This is a genomic window from Richelia intracellularis HH01 (genome assembly GCF_000350105.1).
In the GTDB taxonomy this organism is placed as follows: Bacteria; Cyanobacteriota; Cyanobacteriia; order Cyanobacteriales; family Nostocaceae; genus Richelia; species Richelia intracellularis.
In genome coordinates this window covers 24554-39794 of record NZ_CAIY01000011.1, presented here as the reverse complement: position 1 = coordinate 39794, position 15241 = coordinate 24554, and the positions used below count along the sequence as shown (strand labels likewise).

The 15241-nt window shown below is 32.0% G+C and carries 8 protein-coding genes; 3 read left to right on the top strand and 5 right to left on the bottom strand.

Annotation, left to right across the window (positions count from 1 at the left end):
- Window positions 1–256 precede the first annotated feature (256 nt).
- Window positions 257–967, top strand: coding sequence for a biliverdin-producing heme oxygenase (locus RINTHH_RS01005; protein WP_008231786.1), 711 nt, complete (start codon window positions 257–259; stop codon window positions 965–967).
- Window positions 968–1121: 154 nt separating this feature from the next.
- Window positions 1122–2156 carry a cobalamin biosynthesis protein CobW gene (gene cobW, locus RINTHH_RS01000; protein WP_044304319.1) on the top strand — a complete coding sequence of 345 codons (1035 nt, stop codon included), beginning with the start codon at window positions 1122–1124 and terminating at the stop codon, window positions 2154–2156.
- A gap of 883 nt (window positions 2157–3039) precedes the next feature.
- Here the strand turns inward: cobW and smpB are convergent.
- The 4 genes from smpB to RINTHH_RS00980 all read right to left on the bottom strand — a co-directional run bounded on the left by smpB (window position 3040) and on the right by RINTHH_RS00980 (window position 8927).
- Window positions 3040–3537, bottom strand: coding sequence for an SsrA-binding protein SmpB (gene smpB / locus RINTHH_RS00995; protein ID WP_008231782.1), 498 nt, complete (start codon window positions 3535–3537; stop codon window positions 3040–3042).
- A 1651-nt stretch (window positions 3538–5188) separates the two neighbouring features.
- Entirely contained in the window at window positions 5189–6604 is a 1416-nt protein-coding gene (locus RINTHH_RS00990) for an IctB family putative bicarbonate transporter (RefSeq protein WP_008231780.1), read from the bottom strand.
- Between the two features lie 880 nt (window positions 6605–7484).
- Entirely contained in the window at window positions 7485–8093 is a 609-nt protein-coding gene (locus tag RINTHH_RS00985) for a hypothetical protein (protein ID WP_008231777.1), read from the bottom strand.
- Window positions 8094–8342: 249 nt separating this feature from the next.
- Window positions 8343–8927, bottom strand: a complete 585-nt coding sequence (locus RINTHH_RS00980; protein WP_008231773.1) for a thylakoid membrane photosystem I accumulation factor — start codon at window positions 8925–8927, stop codon at window positions 8343–8345.
- A 1310-nt stretch (window positions 8928–10237) separates the two neighbouring features.
- Between RINTHH_RS00980 and RINTHH_RS00975 the strand changes: the two genes are divergently transcribed.
- Window positions 10238–11575: a Mur ligase family protein gene (locus RINTHH_RS00975; RefSeq protein WP_008231772.1), complete on the top strand. Its 1338-nt coding sequence runs from the start codon at window positions 10238–10240 to the stop codon at window positions 11573–11575.
- Window positions 11576–13029: 1454 nt separating this feature from the next.
- Here the strand turns inward: RINTHH_RS00975 and abc-f are convergent.
- Window positions 13030–14724, bottom strand: a complete 1695-nt coding sequence (gene abc-f, locus RINTHH_RS00970; RefSeq protein WP_008231771.1) for a ribosomal protection-like ABC-F family protein — start codon at window positions 14722–14724, stop codon at window positions 13030–13032.
- Window positions 14725–15241: the final 517 nt, after the last annotated feature.

Below are 15241 nucleotides of genomic sequence, written 5' to 3'. Positions count from 1 at the left end.
GACAAAATATTGAATTTTAATTATATAAATAAGTTTGAGTACATTAATTTTTGTAATCAACCCAGTGATAGTAAGTATAAGGTAAAAAAATTATGATGGTTAGACGAAAGCATAATTAAATGAAGATATCACTTAAAAATTTTTAATAAAAACTCTCATTGAAAAGTTATAGTGTATTCTCACTAGTGACTTTTTTGAAGTCCACTGAATAATTTGAAAAACTCTCTAGATTATTTGTTTATTTGAGAAATTTAGCATGAGCAGCAATTTAGCAGGCAAATTGCGTGTAGGTACTAAGAAAGCCCACACAATGGCAGAAAACGTTGGATTTGTTAAGTGTTTTTTAAAAGGAGTAGTAGAAAAAAACTCCTATCGCAAATTAGTGGCAAACCTCTATTTCGTCTATTCCGTAATGGAAGAAGAAATGGAGAGACTGCAAAATCACCCCATTGTGTCTCAAATTAACTTTAAGGAAGTATATCGCAAACATAGTTTAGAGAAGGACTTAAGTTACTACTATGGTCTTAACTGGCGAGAGCAAATTCAGCTCTCTCCATTTGGTAAAGCTTATGTAGAGCGCATTAGGGAAGTTGCAGCAAACGAGCCAGAATTATTAGTTGCCCATTCTTATACTCGTTATTTAGGGGACTTGTCTGGGGGACAAATATTGAAAGGAATTGCCCAAACAGCTATGAATCTTACAGATGGTGGAACAGCATTTTATGAATTTACTGATATTAGTGATGAGAAAGAATTCAAGAATAAGTATCGTCAGGCTTTAGATCAGTTACCTATTGATAATGACACTAGTAATCGGATTGTAGATGAAGCTAACAATGCTTTTGGTATAAATATGAAAATGTTCCAGGAATTAGAAGGTAACTTAATTAAAGCAATTGGAATTATGGTTTACAATGCCCTTACTCGTCGTCGCAGGAGAAATACAGAATTGGTTACTGTTGATTAATATCATTTAGCATTTAGCGAAAACATAGAAATCTGGAATAATTATATATGTGGGGCAGAAACTCTGGATAGATGAAAGGCATATAATGCTTATATTCCTAGAATAATTGCCCCTGATTTGTTCCTTTGCAGTAATTAATATATTATGGAATAATATGGGAGCAAAAATACCTGTTACGATCATTACGGGCTTTTTAGGAAGTGGTAAAACCACTTTAATTCGCCATTTGCTGGAAAATAATCAGGGAAAGCGCATTGCTGTCTTGGTTAATGAATTTGGCGAGCTCGGTATTGATGGAGAGTTGTTGAAATCCTGTCAGATATGTCCAGAAGATGGAAATATCAATAATCGTATATTTGAACTAACTAATGGCTGTTTGTGTTGTACAGTCCAAGAGGAATTTTTGCCGACAATGCAAAAATTATTGCAAAGTCGAAATAGTATTGATTGTATTTTGATTGAAACAAGCGGTTTGGCTTTACCAAAGCCTTTAATTAAAGCTTTTCGGTGGCATGAAATTCGTTCTGGTGCAACGGTAGATGCAGTAGTCACAGTGGTAGATTGTGCTGCGGTAGCTGTCGGTGCATTTGCTAGTAACCCTGATGTAGTTGTAGGACATAGAGAAGCAGATAAGGGCTTGGAACATGAAGCTCATTTGAAAGAGCTATTTGAAGATCAATTAGCCTCTGCTGATTTAGTAGTTATTAATAAAACCGATCTAGTGGATAAAACAACAAAAGTTGCTGTTGAGACATTAGTAAAACGGGAATTATCTGGGTTTGTAAAAGTTATAGATAGTTGTGAGATAAAACTGGAACCTTCTCTTTTATTAGGATTTAATGCCGCTGCGGAAGATAATTTAAATGATCGCCCTAGCCACCATGATACAGAAGATGATCATAATCATGATGAAGAGATTGCATCTGCTCATTTTGTTTTAGATCGTACTTATGAACCAAATGAATTATTAAGACGTTTGCGATTGCTAACACAGGAATATGATATTTATCGTATAAAGGGGTTTGTCGATGTCCCTAATAGGCCTATGCGTTTAGTAGTACAGGGAGTAGGTAGGAGATTTGATCAGTTTTATGATCGCCTTTGGCGAGTTAATGAAACTAGACAAACCACTTTGGTGTTTATTGGTAAGAATTTAGATACTGCTGCAATAAGGCTAAAATTAGTTTAGGTGTAGAATTTTCGTGTCAGTAGTTAAGTTGATAAAAGTTAGTTTAATTCTAAGCTATATAAACAGATAAGAGTCCATATTACTATTTCAAGTTTCTACCTGGATTTATAGAATTGATAAGAGTTGGAATATCAATCTTAAGGCTTAGCATATAACTATATTCTACTTAGTCCTGACCAAGAAAATTTATGTAGTGTAACTTAATATAACCTAATATATGTGCTTAATATCACAGCAGTATAAATAAATCCTTTTAGACGATTTGAAAAATAAGAGCAAAATATGAAGCTTACAATGAGAATATTGGCAAATAACAACTCTTCTTCTATATAGAATTTCAGAAATTAAAGTGATTTTCCAAAACAAATACGAAAAAGTATGTCTAAAGGAAGTAATCTTCCAAAGATATTAATTGTTAAACTAATCGATTAATAATCAGAGTTGAAAATAAATAAATATTATGCTCCTAATATAGCTGATAAGCACTCAGAATATAGAAATAATATATAAATAATCATAAAAGATTTGGGTTGTTGGATATGATTATGCTTAAATATTTTCTGGAGCTGATTACTTAAGTATTAGTATTCTAATAGTTGTTGAATAATTATTTCCTAAAGGATTTAGGTCTTTCCCAAAATAATTAGCCCAAGAATTACACTGTTATAGATTCATTCAAGAGTATTTGTCGCAAATAGCATGAATTACAATATCAGCAAAGAAAAACCACTTAAATATTTAATATATAAATTAGGGATTTTAGTAACTATTCAGATACGCAATATTAATAATTAAATTACTTGAAATATCTTTGATGAAAACGATATTTCAACGCTATTTTTTGCTATTACAATGAAGTTAAACTTAATATATTGAACTCATTTTAATAGCTTTTCATAGCTCTTTGCATGTCTCGTTGATCCTGTCTTTGTTTAATAGTTTCTCTTTTATCATAAACTTTTTTACCTCTAGCTAGGGCAATGCTTACCTTCACCCAGCCTCGTTTTAAGTAGATTTTTAGGGGTACTAAGGTTAATCCTTGCTGTTCTACTTTACCGATTAACTTGCGAATTTCCTGACGATGTAATAATAGCTTACGAGTACGACGGGGTTCGTGGTTAAAATATTGACTACTAGCATTGTAAGGGGAAATATGAGCATTCAATAGCCAAGCTTCTCCATTCTTGATTAAAGCATAACCATCTTGAATATTTATCCTACCTGCACGAATAGATTTTACTTCTGTTCCGAATAGTTCAAGACCTGCTTCATAGGTTTCAAGGATTTCATATAAATAGCGTGCCTGACGATTATCACTAACTATTCTATAACCATTGTCTCGATTGTTATTTGTATTACTCTTGCTATTTTTGCTGTTCATCAAATATTTGGTTTAATTTCAATCCGATTAAAAAATAGATAATCAAAAATAAATATCTTGCTAGGTTAGTTAAAAACACTAAATAACATTATTATAACTAAATAATACATAGATTTATATATTTATCGTAAGTTAGTAGGTTGTCTTATGGACTTTACTTAGCATGAATACAGCTTACAATTGACTAAAATAATTAGTCAATTTTTATAATAAAATTTCTCTAAGTAGATTTGAGATAATTCATCAGTTAATTGACTAATTGTATGATATGATTTCAGGACTATTATTATATGTATCTGTTGGTAAGACTACCTAGTTTTATTAGATAGCCATTTAGATACAGAAAAAATAATTGAGAACTTATATCACTGGTGCTTTCAACAACCATGGGTTATATCAAATTCATCTTGGTTATGATGTAGAATCTAGGTTTAGAATCAAGCATTATAATCCCAAACATATCTCAATGCTTCATATGTTAAATATTCTGTAAAAGACCTTTTTCTAAACCCTTCATATCTCTGATTTTTATGCTTACCATTCTGCATATGAAAGTATGTGAGCTCTTCCAAATAGTTGATATAATAAATTCAAGTATAAACCAACAATTATTTATTATACTTAGATATGAGCTATATAATTACAAGTATTAAATAAATATATAGAAAGTTATAAATGTATTTTTTGTGTTTTTATAAAGATTTGTATGATAGAGCTTTCTAATAAATATATGCCTACAGAGAATAATTATTCTGTACACTTATACTCCTAATAAATAGCCAGAGCCTAGCTGTTATCTAGCTTATAATTTATAATTATTTCGGTAATTAAAATTTGACAGAAGTGGAACCTAATAATATTTAATTTGAGGTAATTGTTAATAATAAAAATATTAAAAGTATAGCAATGGTTAAGTCAAAATTTGAATAAGGAGATAAATCATTTGACCGCTATTTAAAACTTGGAATTATCCCTATAAGCCTTAACAGAGACCCTATTTGAAAACTACTTGGTTGCATTGCAGAGTATATAAAGATAATTGAATATAATCTATTTATCGGGACATAATTCAGGATTCAAGTTCAAACTTTACAAGCATATTTGCTTGTAAAGTTTGCTTACCAAAATTGGATTATAAAAGCTTTGCTTTTATTTGAGATTATGATGTGAGCCGAATAATTAGGCATGGCTACTTACGCGTAGATCTGTCATTAGTTAGTTCTATACTTATGCAAATATAATATTTGGATGATAGTAAAGATTTAGTATATTTAGCGGGTAATTTAAATTACTAATGCAGTGTGTACTTTTTAGATTATATCCTCTATTTGCTGGTTATAATTGAGGTAAATATTTTCCTCTAAGCTAATAAAAAAATTTAGATACTTATGGCAGTAAAAAGGATAGAAAAAGTTATTAATACTAGGAATTAATTGATGTATCTTTAATTTTCATGGTAGTTACTAAGATAGTTAGTATATTATCTCATTGGTAACTTTTTAGACAGGTAATATCATCTTATTCACAAAATTTATATAGACATAGGGCACTTAGGTTACAAAAGATACAGATTTTTTTGTTTGACTCATAATTAAATTGTACTCATCAGTACAAATTAAGCATCCCATAGGAATAAAAGTAGAAAGAATACTCAATAATTAGAAATTTTTGAATTATCTTCGGTTTGGTTTTGCCTTATGGGAGTCCAATAACTAGCAATTATACCTAACATCAGCCACCATAGGGTATGTATAGATGGGCGATACCACACAGTATCAACTAATCCATGTGTAAGCATTCCGATCATGGTTGCCAATGCACCCATTAACCAAAAGGCATCTGTCTTATCTATTACTCGCAAACTTTGTATCTGTTGAGTGGCAATATTGAAGGAGACTATAAGTAACCAAAAGAAACCAGCTAAACCAACAAAACCAGTTTCTACAATTATTTCTAAGAAAATAGAATAAGCGCTTAATGCAGTGTAGCCAGGAACTTGGTATAGTGGATAAATTTTATTAAAAGAATTATGCCCCGGTCCAATACCAATTACTGGGCGATTACTAATCATTTTAAATACAGCATCCCAAACATTGTGGCGAAAATTATTGCTGCTGTCCTTCCGGCCCACAAAAATACTAAAAAACCTTTCTCTCACCGGTTCTACAAATGCGAGTAATAGAATGAATAATATTGTTACAACTCCAACAATTGCTACAGGTAAATAAGTTCTCAGAGCAGGGGGAACTTTAAGGTTCCACCAGTAATATAAGAGAGTTATAAGGGCAAATAATGCCGCCAATAAACCAATCCAACCGCCACGGCTAAAGGTAAGAATTAAGCAAATGCTAGTAACTACAAGCATGATCATGGCTAATGTCTTTTGTAGCCAAGTTTGCCAAGCAAAAATAGCAACTGCACTTAAAATTACAGCAGCAATTAAATAACCAGCAAGTAGATTAGGATTACCCAAGTAACTATAAACCCTAGTTGTCTTTGATAAGGAAGATTCTGGATCTACCCAAGTAGCAAGTGCTGGTGTACCAATAAACCACTGTCTTATACCATATATACTAACGAAAAGAGATGTATGTAAAAATACTGTAATTACAATGTTACGCATCAGTGATGAACGCAACACCCTTGCACAAAGAAAAAATAGAGGTATATACAAGCTGAAAGTCGCTAAATCTTTAATTGAATCTTGTTTTGTTGGTGATAAAGCTGCAGAAGTTGCAGCAATTAACCAATATAACATTACAACTATATGAAGTGGGGTAATACTTGCTGCATTTTGTTTAGATGTATCATCAGATACTGTAATTAATCCCCAAAAGAGAAAGCAAATACCAAGTAGCCAACCGATTAAAGCAGTAGAGCTGTACGGTGATAAGATATACAAAATGCTAATAATTATTGTTGCAAGAAAATCTCCCCACTGCATGAATATACTACCCTGTTGCCACGACTTAAAATGACCTACAGTAATATGATGTAGTAAGCTTGTTGAAAGGTATGCTTTCATAGGAAAACTACGTAAGGTAAATATTTGCCAAACTAGATTCATTTAATACCCTCAGGATGTTATTGCTATAATGTTAGTCTGAATAATGTAGATATTGCAGTAATTAATTAAGTTCGATATTCACATTTAATTATTATTTCTCAAAAAAATTTGACTTAAATTAGTGACAATGATTAACTGAATTTCATTAATACTAAGAAATAGTTTGGGAAGTAAGTTTTAATTTAACCTTGTTGTATAACTTAAGATATATTCTTCATATATCCTAAGTTATTATTAATCTTTATGTCAGAAGCAGGTTTATGGTCTACAACCATACTAAAAAATTTAGTAATAGGAGTAAAAAATAATGTATGAAGCAAGATGACTATCCAGGAGTATCAATTTTTGGGAAATCAGTAATACCAATACAAAAATTAACTTTGTAACATAGCTAATGGATTTTAAAAAAGCATTTATGAATTTAGAGATAATGAACAATCAACATATTTATAGTCAAAGATAATCAATACATAACAATACAGTAATAATTTACATTGTAATGTCAGTACACTATTTCTTATAGGTAATGCTAGGTTAGCATCAAAATCTGTGTCTTATTATTTTCCTGCTTTTCTTATAGGATGTGTAATGATAACTGTCATTACACTATTAGACCAAGGTAAATTATTGTATAATTAGTGGTATCCTAAAAGTCTATTTACCCGAATTATATTCTAATAAGTTACTATCCCATTTACTCTGAATAGTGAAAACCTTAAATAATTCTTACTATTTCTAGATAGTAGCTTTCTAGTTTTAATTGATAATTCCCTGAAGGTAAATTTAGTTGGTTAGAATATTAGTATCAAACGCTATAGTGCTTCCGCAGATAAAAATCAAACCTTTAGTTATATTAAACATACAAAAATAATATTAAATATTACCCAATGGGCACATTCCCAGGGTTGACAGCATGAATATATTCGCTGCCAGATACGGGAAAATTTCTCCGATAAGCAGCTAACTCCACTTTACCCCACCCCAGTTGTAAAATGATTTCCAGAAATTGTGGATTTTCCCATTTCCACAAGCTACACCATTCAGTTCTGTAGGCTATTCTCTCCACATCAATTTCTTCAATTGCCTGATATTGTTTACTATTGTTTATATTCAGATACAAATCCATACACCCAGTAACTTCATACCAAAAATTCAAAATGGAACTCTTAGCTGCCTTGAGTATACCTAGATCACTAGGTAAAGTAATTAATTGAGAGTCAACTACTGGATAATGTAAGGTTTTTCCTTTGACATCTATTATTTGGCTAGTTATACCTGATACTTTATATTTTCTTTGATATTCATGAATTGAAGCTTTGAAATCTTGATAGGCTGTGAATTTTTGTAGACCCTCAGTTTTAATAAATTGGTCAATTACAGGATTACCTGATACGTTAACTTCTAACTTTAAACGTTCTCCTTTAAGGCAAGCACGACGTTCGTCTGCCAAAATTTGAATTAGCTCTTGGGTTGTGTAAACCTGGGACATAGTCATTCAATTTTGGATTTTGAATTTTGTATTGCATAGCCACGCTATGCTCCGTATTAACTTAAAGGCTTGAATTATAGAACTGTTAGTGTTCTTTATAGGTAAGTATAATCACTTGCACCCATTGGGTGATTGATTGTTTAATACTTTTTAGCGGAATATACAAAATTATCCTTGATTAACAAACAGGATGTCGTATCATATAGAACGAAAAAATAGGGCAGAGAAATATTTTTTCTGCCCATTAAATTATGGAGTTAATTCGCTACTGAACTCATTAAAAGAACGACGCTTTAGTGTTACTGACTCCTCACGTGGCAGTAAATTGAATACTACCCTTAATTTGTCATCGATATCTTCGTAGGGAACTTGACCATTCTTATTGAAAACTACCTTGCCAGCTTGGTCAAATACTACCACTTGAGGAACTCCTCCAGAATAGTAATAACCTGCTTCCGTTAGTTTAAAACTTTCCTTCTGGGGAATGGCATCTACATTAATGGGAATTATTTCTGCAGCCCTTCCGTAGAATTCCTGTAATTGGGAAACCACAATTGCGTACTGTTTACAATTGCTGCTGTTATCTACATAAAAAGTCAAAATAGCAGGTTTGTGTCTAGCCAAAGTCTCTTCCAGGGTTTGTGCTGGTGGTATAAGGGAACCATTACCAGCATAAACAACAAAAATGTTCCCATCATATCTATCATCATTTATGCCAGCAACTACTGGCTTGACAATGATAATAAACAGGCCAATTATCAGTGCAGTTATAAATAAAATCCTGCCACTAGAAGCGAATTTATTTTGTGGAAAATGTAGTTTAATACCCTTCATTAATTAACCTTTGAAATCCTTATTTTGTTCCTAATAGTCAACTATACAAGTCATGTAGGAAAGTCCCCAATTCTACTGATAAGGCTTTTTCTATGATATAGAGACTTTTCATCCTTGGCAGATTGGCTTTATGCTCATCAAAAGCAATGTAGTCGAATGCTATTTGCTGAATTTTATTAATTTACTTTGATAGTATGATTATGTTAAACTCCCACTTTTCAAGATAGCTCTAGATGTATAATGAAGAAATCTGGGGTTAATTAGGTTATTTATTCTCTTATTTTTTCCTACACATGATAGATAGAGTTTTTGGAAAATAAGAGGAGCTAGAAAACTATTAACTACAATGATAACAATTCCGATTATTGAGCTAACACTGAAACAAAATTGAGCAGACTAAGTAATTGCCTGCTAGACTAAGAAAGTCTTTAGTTCTATTGTATTATCAAAGGGTGATTGATAAAGTAATTCTAGGTTACCCTGACTAATCTCTTTTACAGAAAATAAATCTGTAAACTTATAAAATATCTAATTCCCACTCTAATTTACTTAAGACATCACCTATTATTGAATCTAGAGTAACTCAATATTTGATATGTACCACTTTGCTTCAGCAAACTTATGAATATATATATATATATATTTCTTGCAAATAAATTTAGAATATAATCTAGCAATAAAGTCACATTGCTATGATACAAATTAGTTATTGGAAGTATGATATAGCAAACTGGTTGAGTCTTTTGATTGAGTCGATATGTTTATGAACGAAAAAGTTAAACGTTTTATTCAAGGTATTAAATATCTAGAAAAATGAGAATAGAGTTATTATAGTGCCAATTGAGTAAAGACTTATAGCTATTTGATAGTTTTAAGTTTCAACAATATAATTTCTAGCACTTAATTACAGTAAGATCAGTAGTTTTCTATCATAAAAAACTACTGATCTTACTGTAATTAAGTGCGTAGCATCAGATTTATCTGATGATAACTTTCCTCCCATATTCATAAAAAATACCAAGTATCTTGAATCTATTTTAGAATAAAAATAAAGAGGTAATTTTATCAACTAAAGCCTTTAAAATATTTTTAATAGGTTTAAATAATATAGTAGAATTTGTTTTTATTATAAAAATGGCTGATAGATTTCAATGGAATTATATATTGCTTTATGTAATGGTAATACAGGATAAACTTCATAAACAAATAGGGTTAAATAATTGCGGCCTTAACTCCAACCTTCTTGGGAAAAAATCTAATCTCAATAATTTACTTAATAAAAGTCATTAGGAATTAGCGAGGGTAAGAATATGGAAAGGAGTATTAAATTAATAGACTGGTTAAAATTAGGTATTGCGGTTTTAGTCGCCAAGACAGTAACTTTAATACTACGATCACTACATCTAGGTGCAGCAAGTGTTTTACCAGGCTCAATTGCCCGTTTTATTGCACCAGGATTATTAGAACAATTTAGTCATCAGGTTAAGAGTGGGATTATTCTAATTACGGGAACTAATGGCAAAACTACTACCTCCTTACTATTAAGAGGAATATTAGAATGTGAGGGTTATCGGGTTGCTCACAATTCCACAGGAGCAAATCTGGAAAATGGGCTAGCAACAGCACTTGTGGAAAGTTCCAATTTAGTAGGTAAGTTAGATGTAGATTATGCCATTTTGGAAGTAGATGAGAATATTGTGTCCAAAATAATACATACTATTCAACCTCATATTATCCTATGTCTGAATTTATTCCGAGACCAGCTAGACAGATACGGAGAAGTAGACAAACTCAGTAAGTGTTTGAACGAAGCCATCACAAACTTTACTTCTGATGCGGTAGTAATTTTAAATGCTGATGACCCAATTTTGTCTTATATTGGCCAGCAACTAAACCAAAAAGTATACTTTTTTGGTTTAACAGAACCTGAGCATTATTTAGAAAGTATGCCCCATGCAGTAGATTCGATTTACTGCCCTAACTGTGGACATGCCCTTAAGTATCAAGGAGTTTATTTATCTCATTTAGGGGATTTTACCTGTCCTAGTTGTAGCTTTAGTAGGAGTCAACCTACCCTCAACAGTCAGGAGTGGGAACAGGTACTAATTGGCTTATACAATAAGTATAATACTATGGCTGCGGTTACTGCGGCTCAGGAATTGGGAGTTGGCATAGAAACCACAAAATTTGCAGTCAAAGCTTTTCAAGCAGCTTTTGGAAGAGCTGAGGAGCTAGAGGTTAATGGAAAACGAGTAAGGATTTTGTTGTCAAAAAATCCTGTAGGAACCAATGAAACCATTCGTGTAGTTACAGAGAGTGGAGATACCACTACCTTATTTGTATTAAATGATCGCACCCAAGATGGTAAAGACATATCTTGGATTTGGGATGTAGATACAGAAAAACTAGTAGAAAGAGGGGGGACTGTAGTTGTTAGTGGTAATCGTGTTTATGATATGGCATTACGTCTACAATACAGTCAGGATAGCCAGCACAGTAATGTCAACTTGATTGTAGAGCCAGATTTATATCGAGCGATAACTACAGCTCTAGAGAAAACACCTGCAGGGAGAACTTTACATATTTTACCCACATATACAGCTATGTTAGATGTACGAAAAATTTTGACTGGTAGTAAGATTAGATAAGAATTAAATGATTTGTCTTAGATGCCAGAATCTTCAGAAGGTGATACATTGAAGTTTTATTTAAATCAATTATCCTTGCACAATCTTGACTTCCTCATTAAATAAATCTGGAACAAATTGAAAATTATTTGCTGTAGGTTCTAATAAGTCTAAGTATGGATTTTAGACTAATAGTTGACTCATTTTATTAGGTATACTTTAACTCTTTTTCTTACATCAGAAATGTCAGTTTGAATAACCCCACTACCTAATTCAAATAGAAGTAATACTTAACTGGTCATTAATGTATAATAGCCCATATTCTAATGCAAATCTTCTAATGCGAATCACCATTAGATGGGTTCTCAACATTAATATATTATTATTATTTGTTCTTTATAAAATCAAATATCTGTAATTATTAATCTACTCCTGAAAAACTTTTAATATTATATTAATCTTTTATTTTACCCTCAATCTTAATTTCAGTTTATCTGAATACATTGATTGAATATTTACTAATCATTAATTTCCCCACTAATGTCTTTATGAAGATTAACAGCTTTTCGAAACATTCCCATCTTAAGTTAAATGTTTAATTTATTCTGGGGGCATGATAGAAAATAGGTACGCTTGCTTTTCCTATGCCTTAATTTATTGCTTCGATTTTTTATATAAATAAGTGTAAATATAATCTGGCATGAGGTATTCTTTTTTATTATTCTTATTGCAATATTATTGATATTAGTAAAACTTCGTAGTGCTCTTTTTAGTTATAGCTTTGATTAATAGAAAGCTTAATTTATCCAGATGCTTTTCAATCAGCAATATTACTTGAATACTCAAATTTTTTTGAAAATTTTTTAATGCTAAATATATGCTTTTATCTCAGTTTTTGTGGGCAGTAATCGTAAAATTAATGCTCAAATATTAATCTTAACATCTTCACTTTTGAAGTTTTGACTGTTAATCTTGATATACTCTTGCGTAATGTTATATTTTTATCTAAGCTTAATTATTTGAAAGACCATGTATTATTTACCAATAAATATATTCATACAATCAATAGTATGAATATATTTTACATTATCTTTAACATTGCATAGTTATCAGACAATATCTACTTATTATCTAAGTAGTTGGAGCACAATATAAAGTCACTTTACTTTTAATCTTATAGCGCCATATAGTTTTAATCTATCTGAATGAAGGTTGCTTGGCATAAATTTAAAGTATAAGTCATGAAAATTTTATAGCCAAATATTCATAGGAACTAAAAATTAAAGGGTATTCCTTTGATGAAAATACTTATTTTGTATTAAGATAAACCGGACTGAAATTTATAGAGAGATTAATACAAACTAATCAATAGTGCCATACTAATCAAAGCAGATTTGTAAACCACATAGGAAATAAAAATAATAAATCATGTAACTTCTTCATATCAATCAAATTATAACTCCACCTGCAACCAATTATTTTTTCTTTGTTGTAGCTTTAGCAGCTTTGCTCGTCTTTTTAGCAGCTTTGTCCCGCGCAATTGCAGTCAATCTATCTTTTTCTTTCTCCTCAGCAATTTTACTGGTATAATACTTATAGTCGCCTAGATAGACTCGAAATTCTCCATCCCTAATTTCCACAATTTTGTTGGCAATCTGGGAAATAAAGTAGCGATCATGAGATACCAGCAATACAGTACCATCATAGTTTTTAATAGATGATTCCAGCATTTGTTTTGCTGGTATGTCCAAGTGGTTAGTTGGCTCATCCAGAATCATTAAGTTGGCAGGGCTAAGCAACATTTTTGCTAAGGCTAAACGTGCCTTTTCTCCTCCACTTAAATCAACTACTTGATTAAACACAGTATTCCCCCCAAACAAAAATTTACCTAGGAGGGTTCGGACTTCCTCATTATTCCAGTCAGGTACCTCAGTATGAATAGTTTCCATGACTGTCTTTTTTAAATCTAAAGCTTCAGCCTGATTTTGCTCAAAATAACTTGGAATAACGTTATGTTCTCCTAAGCTTACCCTACCTTCTGTAGGTACTTCTATACCCATAATCATCCGCAGCAAGGTGGATTTACCTGCACCATTGGGGCCCAGAAATGCTATTTTATCACCTCTTTCAATTAACAGATTTGCACCTAAAAAAAGGACTTTATCATCATATACATGTGTTAGATCATTAATCTTCACAACTTCTCTCCCACTGCGAGGAGCAGGAGAAAACTGAAATTGCAAAGTCCTTACACTTCCTGCTATTGATTCAATACGTTCGATTTTTTCTAACTGTTTCTCCCTACTTTTTGCTTGAGTACTGCGGGTGGCACTGGCACGGAAACGTTCTATAAAGGCTTGTTGTTTCTCAATCTCTTTTTGTTGACGTTCATAAGCATTCATTTGTGCAACTTGGCTTTCCTCTTTTTGTTGCAGATATGTGGAATAATTACCAAGGTATGTTGTGGAGATACCCCGCTCAGTTTCAACAATCTGAGTACACAATCTATCTAAAAACTCTCTATCATGAGATACTATCACTATTGCATTATTTAAGCTTTTAAGGTACTTCTCTAACCACTCAATAGTTTCTAAATCTAGATGGTTTGTTGGCTCATCTAATAATAGCAAATCCGGCTCTTGAAGGAGGATCTTACCCAAGCCTATCCGCATTTGCCAACCACCACTAAAAGCACTGACCAAACGATTACTATCTTCTGCCTCAAACCCCATTTCTGGTAACATCTTGCCGATGCGTGCTTCTAAAGCATAACCATCAAGAGCTTCGAATTGTCGCTGTGCGCGGTCTAACTTGTGAATTAATTTCTCTAATTTTTCTGGGGAAGCAGTCTCCATTTCCTGTTGTATCTGGATTGAGGACTGCTGTACTTGATTTGCCTCTGTAAAAACAGTCCAAAACTCCTCTTTTACTGTGTGTGATGGTTCTACTTCAAATTCTTGATTCAGGTAAGCTATATTCAAGTTAGCGGGACGTATAATTTCCCCAGCAGTAGGCTCAATTTCTCCTAAGATGATTTTTAGCTGAGTGGATTTTCCTGCACCATTAACACCTACTAGACCAATACAATCTCCACTTTTCACTTCCCAATTTACATTTTTGAGAACTTCACCTGTGGGGTATATTTTACTGATATGTTCTAATCGCAGCATCAATTATCTCCAAGCTAGGACAGGTGGGTATAAGAGTTGTTTCCCGATCCTAACAAAATTTAATTACATTTTCCGTACAGCTTTTTCTATAAGGAGAATAATTTTGTCATTTGGAAGTTCTTATCAGTTATATCTAGAGCCAGCAAAGTCCTAGGCAGAAAACTTAGGACTTTGCTCTGCATTTTACACACCTTATACTTTATTCAATGATTAAATAAATTATAAACAAATAAGATAAACTTGTTTTATACTATTTTGCCTTTGTTCCACATTTATCTTATCTTTTTGCCTATATGAAGTTTTATTGGTAGCATTTTTATTCTCAATTACTTTAATATTTTTGGAATTTCTACTTTCCCAGATGAGAGAATTATCAACCAATATCACTTACATTATTTATAATAATTACTCTTACAAACTCCCATTCTTCATATCTTAGTTGACTATGATAATTAATCATTTGGGCTAATTAAATAGATAATGATAAGATCATCTTGAATTACTATTTTAAGTAGTA

What these genes read in the sequence shown, in the direction of transcription:
- RINTHH_RS00975 (WP_008231772.1), top strand. Translation starts at nt 10,238, where the DNA reads ATGGAAAGGAGTATTAAATTAATAGACTGGTTAAAATTAGGTATTGCG.
- RINTHH_RS00985 (WP_008231777.1), bottom strand. Translation starts at nt 8,093, where the DNA reads ATGTCCCAGGTTTACACAACCCAAGAGCTAATTCAAATTTTGGCAGAC.
- abc-f (WP_008231771.1), bottom strand. Translation starts at nt 14,724, where the DNA reads ATGCTGCGATTAGAACATATCAGTAAAATATACCCCACAGGTGAAGTT.
- cobW (WP_044304319.1), top strand. Translation starts at nt 1,122, where the DNA reads ATGGGAGCAAAAATACCTGTTACGATCATTACGGGCTTTTTAGGAAGT.
- RINTHH_RS00990 (WP_008231780.1), bottom strand. Translation starts at nt 6,604, where the DNA reads ATGAATCTAGTTTGGCAAATATTTACCTTACGTAGTTTTCCTATGAAA.
- smpB (WP_008231782.1), bottom strand. Translation starts at nt 3,537, where the DNA reads ATGAACAGCAAAAATAGCAAGAGTAATACAAATAACAATCGAGACAAT.
- RINTHH_RS00980 (WP_008231773.1), bottom strand. Translation starts at nt 8,927, where the DNA reads ATGAAGGGTATTAAACTACATTTTCCACAAAATAAATTCGCTTCTAGT.
- RINTHH_RS01005 (WP_008231786.1), top strand. Translation starts at nt 257, where the DNA reads ATGAGCAGCAATTTAGCAGGCAAATTGCGTGTAGGTACTAAGAAAGCC.